The organism is Martinezella miluonensis (assembly GCF_900094545.1).
GTDB lineage: Bacteria > Pseudomonadota > Alphaproteobacteria > Rhizobiales > Rhizobiaceae > Rhizobium > Rhizobium miluonense.
The window spans coordinates 88,216-100,824 of sequence record NZ_FMAH01000001.1 but is presented as its reverse complement, the minus strand read 5'-3'; the positions used below and the strand labels follow the sequence as shown (position 1 = coordinate 100,824).

Sequence of the window (12,609 nt, the reverse complement as noted above, 5' to 3'; positions counted from 1 at the left end):
GGGCCGGGGAATTGGAATGAGTGTGTCGCTATTGCTGTTATGCGTGTCGGTCATCGGCGCCTTTGCCTTCGTGCTTGGGCGGGTGAGGGCTGCTGCGCTGTCGGGCGGCAGGTCTTCGTCGATGCATTCCCGGCTCGGCTATCACGGCGCCTATGCCGCCATATGGGCCGTGCTTCCGGCCCTGGCGCTCGTTTGCGTCTGGTCGATTGCCAGCCCGGAGGTGATCGACGGCCTGGTGGTCAAGTCCTTTCCGGAGGAAGTGAAAGCGCTTCCGCGGGCCGAGCTCAACCTTAGCTACGGCATGGTGCGTAGCATCGCCCATGGCATGCGCCTTCTCAATGGTCAGGAGCTAGCTGAAGTCGCCGGCGGCAGGGCTGATCTGCAATTGCTGCTGGCGCAGAAGGGCGTGCCGCTCGCAATTCGCCCGACCGGCTACATGATCGATGCCGCCAACAAGTATAACAGCATGCGCGAGATCAGCCGGATCGTCATGACCATATCGGCGATCCTGTTGTCGCTGCTCTGCGCCGTTTACGGCTTGCGGGCCATCGCGCTGCGTTTTCGCGCCCGCAATCGCGTTGAACAGGTCATTCTCGGGGCTTTGATCGTCGCGTCCTCCATCGCCGTGCTGACGACGGTCGGGATCGTTATCTCGATGCTGTCGGAAGCGGCGCGCTTCTTCGGCATGGTGCCCGCCAAGGAATTCTTCTTCGGCACGGTCTGGGATCCGCGCTTTACCGGCGCCGGCTCGCAGACATCTGGTACCTTCGGATTGATCCCGCTGCTGGCGGGAACGATCTATATCGGCCTAGTCGCGATGCTCTTTGCCGTGCCCATCGGATTGTTCGCCGCCATCTACATGGCGGAATACGCCTCGGCTCGCGTGCGATCCATCGCCAAGCCGATGCTTGAGGTGCTGGCCGGCATTCCGACGATTGTTTACGGCTTCTTCGCCCTCGTCACGGTCGGACCTTTCCTCAGGGACATGTCGGCCGAGATCAATGGCCTGATGACCGGAAGCTATACGAGCTTCATCGAAGCGCAGAGCGTTCTGACCGCCGGCTTCGTTATGGGCGTGATGCTCATCCCTTACGTTTCTTCGCTGTCGGACGATATCATCATGGCGGTGCCACGCTCGCTGCGGGACGGCTCGCTCGGCCTTGGCGCCACCCGCTCGGAAACGGTCAAGCGCGTCCTCCTGCCAGCCGCGCTCCCGGGTATCGTCGGTGCGCTGCTGATGACCGCCTCGCGGGCGGTCGGAGAAACGATGATCGTCGTCTTGGCGGCCGGTGTCGCGGCGCGCATGCAGTTCGATCCCTTCGAGCCGATGACGACGGTAACGGTAAAGATCGTCAACCAGCTGACCGGCGACCTGGAATTCACCTCGCCTCAGACGCTGGTCGCCTTTGCGCTCGGCATCACGCTGTTCTGCCTGACGCTCTGCCTGAACGTCTATGCCCTCTACATCGTCCGCCGCTACAGGGAGCAATACGAATGAGCGATGTCGTATCCTCCCCGTCACAGAACATCCCGCGCGGGCTCACGCCAGGCGCTCCGGCGCGACGCGATATTGGCATCAAGCGGCGCTATGCCGCCGAGCGACGCTTTCGCGCCTATGGCATGACCGCCGTGATTTTCGGCCTGGTCTTCCTCGTCATTCTGGTCTCGACGGTCGTCCGCAACGGCTATACCGCCTTCGTGCAGACCTCGATCACGCTGCCGATCGAATTCAGCGAGAAGCTTATCGACCCCACGGGCAAGCGCGCCGGCGATTCCAAGGTGCTGATATCAGCCAATTATCCCGTCCTCGTGCGCGACACGCTGGTGAAGGTGCTGGGCATCGATCCTGCCAATCGCGCGCTCGTCCGCGAAGCGACCTCGATGGTGTCGGACAGCGCCAGGATCGTGCTTCGCGACAAGGTGGTGGCAAACCCTGCGATCATAGGCACGACCCAGAATGTCACCTTCCTCGCCAGCGCCAACATCGACTCCGCCAACAAGGGGCAGATCGATCTGACCGTTGAGGAGAAGGACCGTAAGGTATCCGATCGCCAGGTCGCTTGGATGAAGCAGCTGAGCGAAAGCGGCGCTCTGTATAAGAGTTTCAACAGCGGCCTCTTCCTGTCGGGCAATTCGAGCCGGCCGGAGGCCGCAGGTCTCGGCGTCGCGCTCATCGGCTCGCTCTATCTGATGCTGACCGTGCTCGTGCTTGCCTTGCCTGTCGGTGTCGCCGCCTCGATTTATCTCGAGGAGTTCGCACCGAAGAACCGGCTGACCGATCTGATCGAAGTCAACATCAACAACCTCGCCGCCGTGCCCTCGATCGTTTATGGCCTGCTCGGGCTTTCGGTCTTCATCAACACCATGGGGCTGCCGCGCTCTGCCTCGCTGGTGGGCGGGCTGGTGCTCAGCCTGATGACGCTGCCGATGATCATCATCGCCACGCGTTCCGCGCTGCGGGCCGTGCCGCCCTCGATCCGCAGCGCAGCACTCGGCCTCGGTGCATCGCGCATGCAGATGGTCTTCCACCATGTGCTGCCGCTCGCAATGCCCGGCATCCTGACGGGCACGATCCTTGGGCTGGCACATGCGCTCGGCGAGACCGCGCCGCTGCTTCTGATCGGCATGGTCGCCTTCGTCGCCAACTATCCGACATCACCGCTCGATCCTTCGACGGCGCTGCCGGTTCAGATCTACATGTGGGCGAGCGAAGCCGAGCGGGCTTTCGTCGAAAGAACCTCAGGGGCCATCATCGTCCTGCTCTTCTTCCTCGTCGCGATGAATATCGGCGCGATCCTGCTGCGCCGCCGGTTCGAGCGGCGCTGGTAAGGGAGGGGCTAAGATGAACATGATGACGGAAGCTGGAAGTGAAAGAGCATTGGCCAAGAAGATGATGACGATCCCCTACAAGATGATCGGCCAGGACGTTTCGGTCTTCTATGGCGAAAAGCGCGCGCTTTTCGACGTCAATCTGAATATCCGCGCCAACACGGTTACGGCGCTGATCGGCCCGTCCGGCTGCGGCAAGTCCACCTTCCTGCGTTGCCTCAACCGCATGAACGATACGATCGAGACCTGCCGCGTTACCGGCAAGATCACGCTCGACGATCAGGATGTCTATGACAACAGTATCGACGTGGTGGAGCTGCGTGCACGGGTCGGCATGGTCTTCCAGAAGCCCAATCCGTTTCCGAAGTCGATTTACGAAAACGTCGCCTACGGCCCGCGCATTCACGGCCTGCATCGTTCGAAGGCCGATCTCGAGCATATCGTCGAGACCAGCCTGCAGAAGGCCGGTCTGTGGGGCGAGGTGAAGGACCGGCTGCACGATGCCGGCACCAGCCTGTCCGGCGGGCAGCAGCAGCGCCTATGCATCGCCCGTGCCGTTGCCGTCAGCCCGGAGGTCATTCTGATGGATGAGCCCTGCTCGGCGCTCGATCCGATCGCAACCGCAAAGGTCGAGGATCTCATCCATGAGCTGCGGGAAAACTTCACCATCGTCATCGTGACGCATTCCATGCAGCAGGCAGCCCGCGTCTCGCAACGCACCGCAATGTTCCATCTCGGCCATCTGGTTGAGGAGAACGACACCGATAAGATGTTCACCAATCCCGACGACTTCCGCACGCAGGATTACATCATGGGCCGATTTGGTTGATGATGCCGCGCGCGCGGTTCCTTTCACACAATTCACCTTGAGGATAGAAAAATGGTCTCCACTCACATTCTCTCTGCCTATGACGAAGACCTGAAGTTCCTGACCCGCCGCATTGCGGAAATGGGCGGTCTGGCCGAGCAGATGGTCAGCGACAGCGTGCGCGCGCTGGTCCAAAGCGACACTGCTCTTGCGCAGAAGGTCATTTCCGACGACGTCATCCTCGATCATGCCGAGCGCGAAGTCGGCGACAAGGCGATCGTCACCATCGCTCGTCGTCAGCCGATGGCGGCCGACTTGCGCGAGATCATGGGCTCGATCCGCATCGCCTCCGACCTGGAGCGCGTCGGCGACCTCGGCAAGAACACCGCCAAGCGCGTCATCGCCGTGCAGGGCACCGGCGTTCCGCGGAAGCTTGCCCGCGGCATCGAACATCTCTCCGAACTGGCGCTGAGCCAGCTCAAGGAGGTTCTCGATGTCTACGCGACCCGTTCGCCCGACAAGGCCGTGTCGATCCGCGAGCGCGACGAGGAAATCGATGCCATGTACACCTCGCTCTTCCGCGAGATGCTGACCTACATGATGGAAGATCCGCGCAACATCACCACCTGCACGCATCTTCTCTTCTGCGCCAAGAACATCGAGCGCATCGGCGACCATGCCACCAACATTGCCGAGACGATCTATTACATGGCGACCGGCGCTCAGCCGGAAGGCGAGCGTCCGAAGGACGATACTGCGAACACCGTCGGTGCGGTGACGGAATAATCTGGAAGCTAAGAAAGGAGACCACAGGCGCATGGTTCCGAGAGTTGCTGTTGTAGAAGACGAGGAAGCGCTGAGCGTTCTGCTGCGCTACAATCTCGAGGCGGAAGGCTTCGAGGTCGACACGATCCTCAGAGGCGATGAAGCCGAGCTGCGTCTCCAGGAGCGCATCCCCGATCTTTTGATCCTCGACTGGATGCTCCCCGGCGTGTCCGGCATCGAGCTCTGCCGCCGGCTGCGTATGCGGCCGGAGACGGAGCGCCTGCCGATCATCATGCTGACGGCCCGCGGCGAGGAAAGCGAGCGCGTGCGCGGCCTTTCCACCGGCGCGGACGATTATGTCGTCAAGCCGTTCTCGACGCCGGAGCTGATGGCCCGCGTCAAGGCGATGCTGCGGCGTGCCCGCCCGGAGGTCCTCTCCACGGTGCTGCGCTGCGGCGATATCGAGCTGGATCGCGAGACCCATCGCGTCCATCGCAAGAGCCGCGAAGTGCGGCTGGGGCCGACGGAATTCCGCCTGCTGGAATTCCTGATGTCCTCGCCGGGTCGCGTCTTCTCGCGTTCACAGCTGCTGGACGGCGTATGGGGGCATGATATCTACGTTGACGAACGAACCGTCGACGTTCATGTCGGCCGCCTGCGCAAGGCGCTCAATTTTTCCAGTATGCAGGATGTCATCCGCACCGTTCGCGGCGCGGGCTACTCCATGGAGGCTTGAGCGGCAATGCCCGCTCAGGCACTCGACATAGCGGCGGAAACAGAAAACGGGCCCTGATGGGCCCGTTTCTTTGTCTGGATGCCTGGGATCCGATGCTTAGCCGTTGTTGCGGCGGCGTTCATGCACCGGCTGGTAGGCCATGCGCTGATGATAGGTGCAGTAGGGCGACGAATCCGGGCTATCGTTGCCGCAGAAATGGAAATCGTCCTTCAGCGGGTCGCCGACAGGCCATTTGCAGGTGCGTTCCGTCAGCTCGGTCAGGCCGAGGCGGCGCGAAATCGGAACGACGACATTGCTCGCCGGCCGATAGGTAATCTCGCTGACGGCATCGATCTCGATCTCTTCCTTCAGCATGGTCGCGCCCTGCTGACGGGTAACCGTGCGGGTTGCAACGCGCGAGGCGTAGGTCGGAGCCCGTGGCGCCGTGGCGCCGCGCTTCGGCGTGCGGGCGGCGGTCGTCGTGCCACCCGCCTTCGCTCGGCCGGGAAGGTTCAGGCGATGCACCTTGCCGATGACGGCATTACGGCTGACGCCGCCCAGCTGCGCCGCGATCTGGCTGGCGCTCAACCCTTCGGACCATAGCTTTTTCAGCTTCTCGACGCGTTCGTCTGTCCAATTCATGCCCTGTCTCCGCTGTCGCGTTTCCCATGGCAGAATCCTTCACCATAGCCTCGCATTAGGTCGAGGCGCGAAACGCTTTAAAATTGTGGTGACTAGTTCCGCCGCATGCAGTCTAGCAATTGGTTTTTAACCTAGTGTGAGGCTGACTCCGTGACAAGAGTCGCGGGAATCTTGAGGAATCGATTTCGAGGTTTTCCCCAACTTGCTGCCTCAACGTGGCATTTCTGCAATATGCAACGCCCAACGCATTCCTTTTATGCGCAAGCGCTTTCTCGCACCTGCTAAATCGCCAGTTTTGTTGACATCGCGGTGCAAAACATCAATAGTGCCCAGGCCGCCGCAAGGCGGCATTTTTGATTTTTTCGGGCCCGTTTCATCAAGCGGAAGCGATTGGTCCTTAGAGTTGTGATCGAGGAGATATGGCCATGGCCGAGACCGCGCCGCTTTATGATACCTACATGCGTGCTCCGCTGCGGTTCGAGCGAGGCGAGGGCGTGTGGCTGATCACTGAAAGTGGCGAACGTTACCTCGATTTCGCAGCCGGCGTGGCGGTCAATTCGCTCGGTCACGCTCATCCCCACCTCGTGGCGGAACTGAAGGCACAGGCAGACAAGGTCTGGCACTTATCCAACCTCTATGAAGTGCCCGGTCAGGAGAAGCTGTCGAAGCGACTGACGGAGGTGACGTTCGCCGACAAGGTGTTCTTTACCAACTCCGGTGCCGAAGCGCTGGAATGCGCCATCAAGACGGCGCGGCGCTATCATTTCGCCAAGGGCCATCCCGAGAAGTTCCACGTCATCACCTTCGAGGGCGCCTTCCACGGCCGCACCATCGCGACAGTCGCTGCCGGCGGCCAGGAAAAATATATCGAAGGCTTCGGCCCGAAGGCTCCGGGCTTCGATCAGGTGCCATTCGGTGATCTCGATGCCGTTCGTGCAGCCGTTACCGATGCGACGGCTGCGATCCTGATCGAGCCGGTGCAGGGCGAAGGCGGTATTCGCCCGGCAACCAACGAATTCCTGCGTGGTCTGCGCCAGATCTGCGACGAGCACGGCCTGCTCCTGATCCTGGACGAAGTCCAGTGCGGTGTCGGCCGCACAGGTAAGCTCTTCGCTTACGAGTGGGCCGGCATCAAGCCTGACATCATGGCCGTGGCCAAGGGTATCGGCGGCGGATTCCCGCTCGGCGCCTGCCTTGCGACGGCTGAGGCCGCCTCCGGCATGAAGGCCGGTACGCACGGCTCGACCTATGGCGGCAATCCGCTTGCCATGGCCGTTGGCAATGCCGTGCTCGACATCGTCCTTGCCGATGGCTTCCTGCAGCATGTTCGCGATGTCGCCCTGGTCTTCCGCCAGGGCCTTGCCTCGCTGAAAGACCGCTTCCCCGATATCATCGAGGATGTACGAGGCGAAGGCTTGATGCTTGGCATCAAGGCGGCCATTCCGCAGGCGGATCTGCTGCAGGCTATCCGAGCCGAGCATCTGCTGGGTGTGCCCGCAGGCGACAACGTCATCCGCTTGCTGCCGCCGCTGGTCGTCACCGCCGAGGAAGCACGCGAGGGCCTCGCCCGCATCGAGCATGCGGCCGAACGCGCGCGCGCTGCCCGCACCAAGAAATCGGCTTAAGTTTACCGCCCGCAGTCGGGGCGTTCCTGCCCCACGCGGGCGTTATTGTTTTTTCTGGAGTACAGGTAAGGACATGGCTTCTCCGAAACACTTCCTCGATCTCTCGGCTGTTCCGGCTGCCGATCTGCGCAATATCATCGACGATGCGATCGTGCGAAAGAAGGCGCTGAAGGCGGGCGCGGCTGACAAGCCGCTGGACGGCAAGATGCTGGCGATGATTTTCGAGAAGCCGTCCACCCGTACCCGCGTCTCCTTCGATGTCGGCATGCGTCAGCTGGGCGGCGAGACGCTGTTCCTCTCCGGCACCGAAATGCAGCTCGGCCGGGCCGAGACGATCGGCGACACCGCCAAGGTGCTGTCGCGTTATGTCGACGCGATCATGATCCGCACGACAGATCACTCGCGCCTGCTGGAGCTTGCGGAACATGCGACCGTTCCGGTCATCAATGCGCTGACGGACGATACGCATCCCTGCCAGATCATGGCCGACATCATGACCTTCGAGGAGCATCGCGGCCCCGTCAAGGGCAAGACAATTGCCTGGACCGGCGATGGCAACAACGTGCTGCATTCGCTGATCGAAGGTGCCGCGCGCTTCGGTTATCGCATGAACATGGCGGTACCCCTTGGTTCCGAGCCAAAGGATCACTATCTGAACTGGGCCCGCAACGAGGGCGCCGAAATCTTGCTCTCGCATGATGCAGACCGTGCGGTCGCCGGCGCCGATTGCGTGGTAACCGATACCTGGGTTTCCATGAATCAGGAACACCGGGCTCGCGGTCACAACGTCTTCCAGCCCTATCAGGTCAACAAGGCTTTGATGGCACAGGCCGGCAAAGACGCGTTGTTCATGCATTGCCTGCCCGCCCATCGCGGGGAGGAGGTGACGGACGAAGTGATCGATGGTCCGCAATCCGTTGTTTTCGATGAGGCGGAAAACCGCCTTCATGCGCAAAAGTCGATTCTTGCTTGGTGCCTGGGCGCGATCTGAGGATATGAAGCCGCGTCTCAAGGGCGCGGGCGCAGTAGGAGTAAAGCAATGGCTGAAAATGCCGCATCGCTGGGTCAGTTCGATTTTGCCGGTGACGATCACGTGGTCCCCTTCCAGGTGGAGGGTTTGGACGTGCGCGGCCGTGCCGTGCAGCTTGGTCCGCTGCTGGACGCCATCCTCGCCCGGCACGACTATCCGATGCCGGTCGCGCGTCTTCTGGCTGAAGCGGTTGTCCTGACGGTGCTTCTCGGCACGTCGTTGAAGTTCGAAGGCAAGTTCACCGTGCAAACTAAGGGCGATGGTCCCGTCGATCTTCTGGTTGCCGATTTCTCGACGCCGGAGAATGTCCGCGCCTATGCCCGCTTCAATGAAGAGGCGCTGGCAAAGGCTGTGGCGGAAGGCCGGACGGAGCCGGAGCAGCTGCTCGGCAAGGGCGTGCTCGCCTTCACGATCGACCAGGGCCGTTTCAGCCAGCCCTATCAGGGCATTGTTGCTCTCGACGGCGCGTCGCTCGAGGAGATTGCCGGCACTTATTTCCGCCAGTCGGAACAGATCCCGACGCGCGTGCGTCTGGGCGCTGCCGAACTCTTCGACCGCGACGAGAATGGCAAGCCGCGTCATCGCTGGCGGGCAGGGGGCTTGATCGCCCAGTTCCTCCCGGAAGCGCCGGAACGCATGCGGCAGCCGGACCTGCATGGCGGCGACGGGGATGACGGCGCGCGTCGTCATCTCGAGGATGATGCCTGGGCGGAAGCGCGCAGCCTGGTCGAGACGATCGATGCAGACGAACTGACCGATCCGCTTGTCGGCACTGAGCGGCTGCTATACCGCCTCTTCCACGAGCGCGGCGTGCGCGTCTACGAGCCGAAGGCCGTCTACGATCGCTGTTCGTGCTCGCGTGACAAGCTGAAGGGCGTATTGCAGGGCTTTTCGGCCGAGGAGATCGAAGCCAGCGAGGAGAATGGCGAAATCGCCGTGACCTGCGAGTTCTGCTCGACCACCTATCGCTTCGAAGTGTCGGAAATAGAAGCGGCCTGATGCTGCTCAGTTCAGAGTGCGCAGCAGGTTGGGCGTATCGAGAGAGAAGGCGGGGATCTTGACATGGAATTGCTCCCCGTCATCCGTCTCCATCTGATAATGGCCGAACATCATGCCTGACGGCGTGTCCAGCGGGCAGCCGGAGGAGTATTCATAGGTATCGCCAGGCTTCAGATGCGGCTGCTCGCCGACCACGCCAGGGCCTGTCACTTCATCCACGATGCCGTTCATGTCGGTAATGTGCCAGTAGCGCGTCACCAGCTTGACGGCCATCTTGGAATGATTGGAGATGACGATGCGGTATCCCCATACATAGCGATCGTCGTCCGGATCGGATTGCTCCTCCAGATAAAACGGCTCCACGACCACTTCTATGTCGCGTGTTAAGGCGCGATACATATCTCATACCTTGCCACTGCCCTGAATCGTCGAACGCTTCTTCAAGCCTCATGAACGTTTCAGCATTTCCAATGCTAGCGGCATATTATCCGCTTTCCCTGATCCCTGCAAAGCGCAGGACATCTAGCGGTATCCTATAACCGATCCGTTCCGTCAAGGAACGGCGTAATGAAATCTAGCTCGTAACGGCGAAGTCTTTTGAATTTCAGCTATTAAGACCGATGAAGAAGGTTAGCGGCTTGCTTCAAAAGTATCTCGCTCCATTTGTCATTTGCTCTTGTCTAGCACAATTCCCGGCAGCAGGTGCCGCCGCAGATATATAGGCTTGCCACAATTGCAGGTTCACTTTGACTTTATGCTCGGATTTGCTGATCTCCGATCAAGAACTTGAGTTCGCATAATGCCTGATCTTGCCTTATGTTCCGCCGGCGAGGTGCCTGCTTGAGATTTTCCGGCAACCGGATTTAGGCTATCATCTGATTCTGGCATGGCCCGTGCCTCCCCCCTCCATTCGGGAAAGTATGATTCATGCGGGGCGGTCGATCACCGAACCGACTGTTTGAGCACCTGGCATAAGGAGGGGTTGCGGTCATTGCTCGCAATAGGAGGTTTAGATGAGGCTTTCCGCCCCTGTTTATCATTTGAAACGTAAGGCGAGGCTGCTGTCCCGCCAGCAGAGCATACCCTTGCATGCCGCGCTGGATCGCATTGCGGCCAGCGAGGGATTTGAAGGCTGGAGCTTGCTTTCGGCCAGAACAAAAACTGACGTCCCAGTCAGCGAGTTGTATTCGCGATTGAATCCGGGCGATCTGGTTCTGGTCGGAGCCCGACCCGGTCACGGTAAGACCTTGATGAGCTTGAGGCTTGCCGTCGAAGCCATGAAATCAGGCAATCGCGGTGCGTTCTTCACCCTGGAAGACACGGAGAAGGCCGTTCTGGATCGCTTCCGGATGATCGAGGCCGATCCCGTAGAATTCGCTGAATTGTTCGAATTCGACAATTCGGATGTCATCAGCGCCGACTATATCGTCAAAAGGCTGGCCGCGGCGCCGCGCGGCACGCTGGCGGTGGTCGATTATCTGCAACTGCTGGATCAGAAGCGGGAAAATCCTGATGTGATGACCCAGGTACAGGCGTTGAAGGCATTCGCGCGCGAAAGAAGCGTGATCATCGTCTTCATCTCGCAGATCGATCGCTCATACGATCCTGAACGGAAGCCGGTCCCCGATCTGGAGGATGTCCGCCTGCCGAACCCCTTGGATCTCAGATTGTTCGACAAGATGTTCTTCCTGCACGACGGTGAAGTTCAGTTCAGGGCCGCAAGCTGACAGAGAGCCGTCTCCTGCGACATTGCCCATAAGCTAGTTCGAGCCGCCCGGAGAAACTTCCGGGCGGCTCGAGCGATGTCAGGCGGAAACCTGCGCCAGCGCGCGGGCGAAATCCTCGACCAGATCCTCGCCGTCCTCGATACCGGCGGAGAAGCGCACGGTGCCGGGCGAAATGCCGAGCTCGGCGCGGGCCTCATCGGTGAGGTTCTTGTGCGTCGTCGTGGCCGGATGGGTGATCAGGCTCTTGGAGTCGCCGAGATTGTTGGAGATCTTGACGATCTCCAATGCGTTCTGCAGCTTGAAGGCTGCTTCCTTGCCGCCCTTGAGCTCGAAGGCGACCAGGGTCGAGCCGCCGCTCATCTGTTTGGCGATGATATCGGCCTGCGGATGGTCCTTGCGGCCCGGATAGATCACCTGGGCGACCTTGCTGGTCTGCTCGGCGAGGAAATCGGCCACCTTGGCGGCGTTTGTGGTCTGCTGCGCGACGCGCAATGGCAGCGTCTCGATGCCTTTCAGCAGCGTCCATGCGGTGAAGGGCGACATGGCCGGGCCGGTATGGCGGAAATAATCCTGCAGCTTCTCGTCGATCCACTGCTTGTCGGAAAGGATGACGCCGCCGAGCGAACGGCCCTGGCCGTCGATATGCTTGGTGGCGGAGTAGACGACGATATGGGCGCCGAGTTCCAGCGGCTTCTGGAAGAGCGGCGTGGCGAAGACGTTGTCGACCACGACCTTGGCGCCGATCTGGTTGGCGAGCTTGGCGACGGCTGCGATGTCGACCACTTCCAGCGTCGGATTGGTCGGGCTTTCGAGAAAGAAGACCTTGGTGTTCGGGCGGATGGCCTTTTCCCAGTTCTCGACGAAACGTCCGTCGACGAGCGTGCACTCGATGCCGTACTTCGGCGCGAGCGTCTCGACCACCCAACGGCAGGAGCCGAAGAGGGCGCGCGCTGCGACGATGTGATCGCCGGCCTGCAGCTGGCAGAGGATGGCGGCGGAAACGGCGGCCATACCCGAGGCGGTGGCTCGGGCGTCTTCAGCGCCTTCCAGCGCGCACATGCGCTTTTCGAACATGTCGTTGGTGGGGCTGCCGTAGCGGGCGTAGATGAAGCCTTCCGTTTCGCCCCTGAAGCGGGCTTCCGCCGCTTCCGAAGTGTCGTAGACAAAGCCCTGGGTCAGATAGATCGCTTCGGAGGTCTCGCTGAATTGCGAACGGAGCGTTCCGCCGTGAACGAGTTGGGTTGCGGGGCGCCAAGTCTTGCTCATGCCATCACCACTTTCAAAACAAAAAAACCGGCCGCGAAAGCAGACCGGTTCAACCCCGGTCTTTTTAGCCACTTATTTAACGTGGCTGCAAGCCGACCGGCCAAATCACCACGGGATAAGTTGCAATACTGCCGTTGACGGCTTGCGTCAATTCCCTGAGTTTGGTTTTGTCTGCGGCAAATTACTGCCCGCGCGACCGTCAG

Annotated in this window: 12 protein-coding genes and 1 riboswitch; of the genes, 9 read left to right on the top strand and 3 right to left on the bottom strand. The window is 60.8% G+C overall.

Annotated elements, in window-relative coordinates; genetic code table 11:
* Positions 1-16 precede the first annotated feature (16 nt).
* From pstC to phoB, 5 genes are read left to right on the top strand one after another with little or no spacing between them, the layout of a single operon-like run.
* Complete coding sequence (pstC, locus tag GA0061102_RS00485; RefSeq protein ID WP_092843022.1) at positions 17-1,498, top strand: phosphate ABC transporter permease subunit PstC; 1,482 nt, start codon at positions 17-19, stop codon at positions 1,496-1,498.
* Positions 1,495-2,829, top strand: a complete 1,335-nt coding sequence (gene pstA, locus GA0061102_RS00480; RefSeq protein WP_092843020.1) for a phosphate ABC transporter permease PstA — start codon at positions 1,495-1,497, stop codon at positions 2,827-2,829. Before pstC ends, pstA begins: the two co-directional genes overlap by 4 nt.
* A gap of 13 nt (positions 2,830-2,842) precedes the next feature.
* On the top strand, positions 2,843-3,658 hold the full coding sequence (gene pstB, locus GA0061102_RS00475; RefSeq protein ID WP_092843018.1) for a phosphate ABC transporter ATP-binding protein PstB: 816 nt from the start codon (positions 2,843-2,845) through the stop codon (positions 3,656-3,658).
* Between the two features lie 51 nt (positions 3,659-3,709).
* Positions 3,710-4,423, top strand: coding sequence for a phosphate signaling complex protein PhoU (gene phoU / locus GA0061102_RS00470; RefSeq protein ID WP_092843016.1), 714 nt, complete (start codon positions 3,710-3,712; stop codon positions 4,421-4,423).
* Positions 4,424-4,454: 31 nt separating this feature from the next.
* The gene (gene phoB, locus GA0061102_RS00465; protein WP_092843014.1) at positions 4,455-5,138 is read left to right on the top strand and encodes a phosphate regulon transcriptional regulator PhoB; all 684 of its coding nucleotides are present in this window, start codon (positions 4,455-4,457) and stop codon (positions 5,136-5,138) included.
* 96 nt (positions 5,139-5,234) lie between these two features.
* On the opposite strand, the gene GA0061102_RS00460 is transcribed toward phoB, so the two are convergent.
* Positions 5,235-5,759, bottom strand: coding sequence for a GcrA family cell cycle regulator (locus tag GA0061102_RS00460; protein WP_092843013.1), 525 nt, complete (start codon positions 5,757-5,759; stop codon positions 5,235-5,237).
* Positions 5,760-6,184: 425 nt separating this feature from the next.
* On the opposite strand from GA0061102_RS00460, the gene GA0061102_RS00455 reads away from it, so the two are divergent.
* The 3 genes from GA0061102_RS00455 to GA0061102_RS00445 all read left to right on the top strand — a co-directional run bounded on the left by GA0061102_RS00455 (position 6,185) and on the right by GA0061102_RS00445 (position 9,413).
* Entirely contained in the window at positions 6,185-7,384 is a 1,200-nt protein-coding gene (locus GA0061102_RS00455; protein WP_092843011.1) for an aspartate aminotransferase family protein, read from the top strand.
* 73 nt (positions 7,385-7,457) lie between these two features.
* Positions 7,458-8,375, top strand: a complete 918-nt coding sequence (gene argF, locus GA0061102_RS00450; protein ID WP_092843010.1) for an ornithine carbamoyltransferase — start codon at positions 7,458-7,460, stop codon at positions 8,373-8,375.
* 48 nt (positions 8,376-8,423) lie between these two features.
* Positions 8,424-9,413, top strand: a complete 990-nt coding sequence (locus GA0061102_RS00445; RefSeq protein WP_092843008.1) for an Hsp33 family molecular chaperone — start codon at positions 8,424-8,426, stop codon at positions 9,411-9,413.
* A 6-nt stretch (positions 9,414-9,419) separates the two neighbouring features.
* On the opposite strand, the gene apaG is transcribed toward GA0061102_RS00445, so the two are convergent.
* Complete coding sequence (apaG, locus tag GA0061102_RS00440) at positions 9,420-9,812, bottom strand: Co2+/Mg2+ efflux protein ApaG (RefSeq protein WP_092843006.1); 393 nt, start codon at positions 9,810-9,812, stop codon at positions 9,420-9,422.
* Between the two features lie 614 nt (positions 9,813-10,426).
* Here apaG and GA0061102_RS00435 point away from each other — a divergent pair.
* Entirely contained in the window at positions 10,427-11,140 is a 714-nt protein-coding gene (locus GA0061102_RS00435) for a DNA helicase (RefSeq protein ID WP_092843005.1), read from the top strand.
* Between the two features lie 78 nt (positions 11,141-11,218).
* Here GA0061102_RS00435 and GA0061102_RS00430 read toward each other — a convergent pair whose 3' ends face one another.
* A complete protein-coding gene (locus GA0061102_RS00430; RefSeq protein WP_092843003.1) occupies positions 11,219-12,406 on the bottom strand; it encodes an O-succinylhomoserine sulfhydrylase in 1,188 nt (395 codons plus the stop codon).
* A 43-nt stretch (positions 12,407-12,449) separates the two neighbouring features.
* Positions 12,450-12,528, bottom strand: a riboswitch (SAM riboswitch).
* Between the last annotated feature and the right edge of the window lie 81 nt (positions 12,529-12,609).

What these genes read in the sequence shown, in the direction of transcription:
- GA0061102_RS00455 (WP_092843011.1), top strand. Translation starts at nt 6,185, where the DNA reads ATGGCCGAGACCGCGCCGCTTTATGATACCTACATGCGTGCTCCGCTG.
- phoU (WP_092843016.1), top strand. Translation starts at nt 3,710, where the DNA reads ATGGTCTCCACTCACATTCTCTCTGCCTATGACGAAGACCTGAAGTTC.
- GA0061102_RS00460 (WP_092843013.1), bottom strand. Translation starts at nt 5,759, where the DNA reads ATGAATTGGACAGACGAACGCGTCGAGAAGCTGAAAAAGCTATGGTCC.
- phoB (WP_092843014.1), top strand. Translation starts at nt 4,455, where the DNA reads ATGGTTCCGAGAGTTGCTGTTGTAGAAGACGAGGAAGCGCTGAGCGTT.
- GA0061102_RS00445 (WP_092843008.1), top strand. Translation starts at nt 8,424, where the DNA reads ATGGCTGAAAATGCCGCATCGCTGGGTCAGTTCGATTTTGCCGGTGAC.
- argF (WP_092843010.1), top strand. Translation starts at nt 7,458, where the DNA reads ATGGCTTCTCCGAAACACTTCCTCGATCTCTCGGCTGTTCCGGCTGCC.
- GA0061102_RS00430 (WP_092843003.1), bottom strand. Translation starts at nt 12,406, where the DNA reads ATGAGCAAGACTTGGCGCCCCGCAACCCAACTCGTTCACGGCGGAACG.
- apaG (WP_092843006.1), bottom strand. Translation starts at nt 9,812, where the DNA reads ATGTATCGCGCCTTAACACGCGACATAGAAGTGGTCGTGGAGCCGTTT.
- pstA (WP_092843020.1), top strand. Translation starts at nt 1,495, where the DNA reads ATGAGCGATGTCGTATCCTCCCCGTCACAGAACATCCCGCGCGGGCTC.
- pstB (WP_092843018.1), top strand. Translation starts at nt 2,843, where the DNA reads ATGAACATGATGACGGAAGCTGGAAGTGAAAGAGCATTGGCCAAGAAG.
- GA0061102_RS00435 (WP_092843005.1), top strand. Translation starts at nt 10,427, where the DNA reads ATGAGGCTTTCCGCCCCTGTTTATCATTTGAAACGTAAGGCGAGGCTG.
- pstC (WP_092843022.1), top strand. Translation starts at nt 17, where the DNA reads ATGAGTGTGTCGCTATTGCTGTTATGCGTGTCGGTCATCGGCGCCTTT.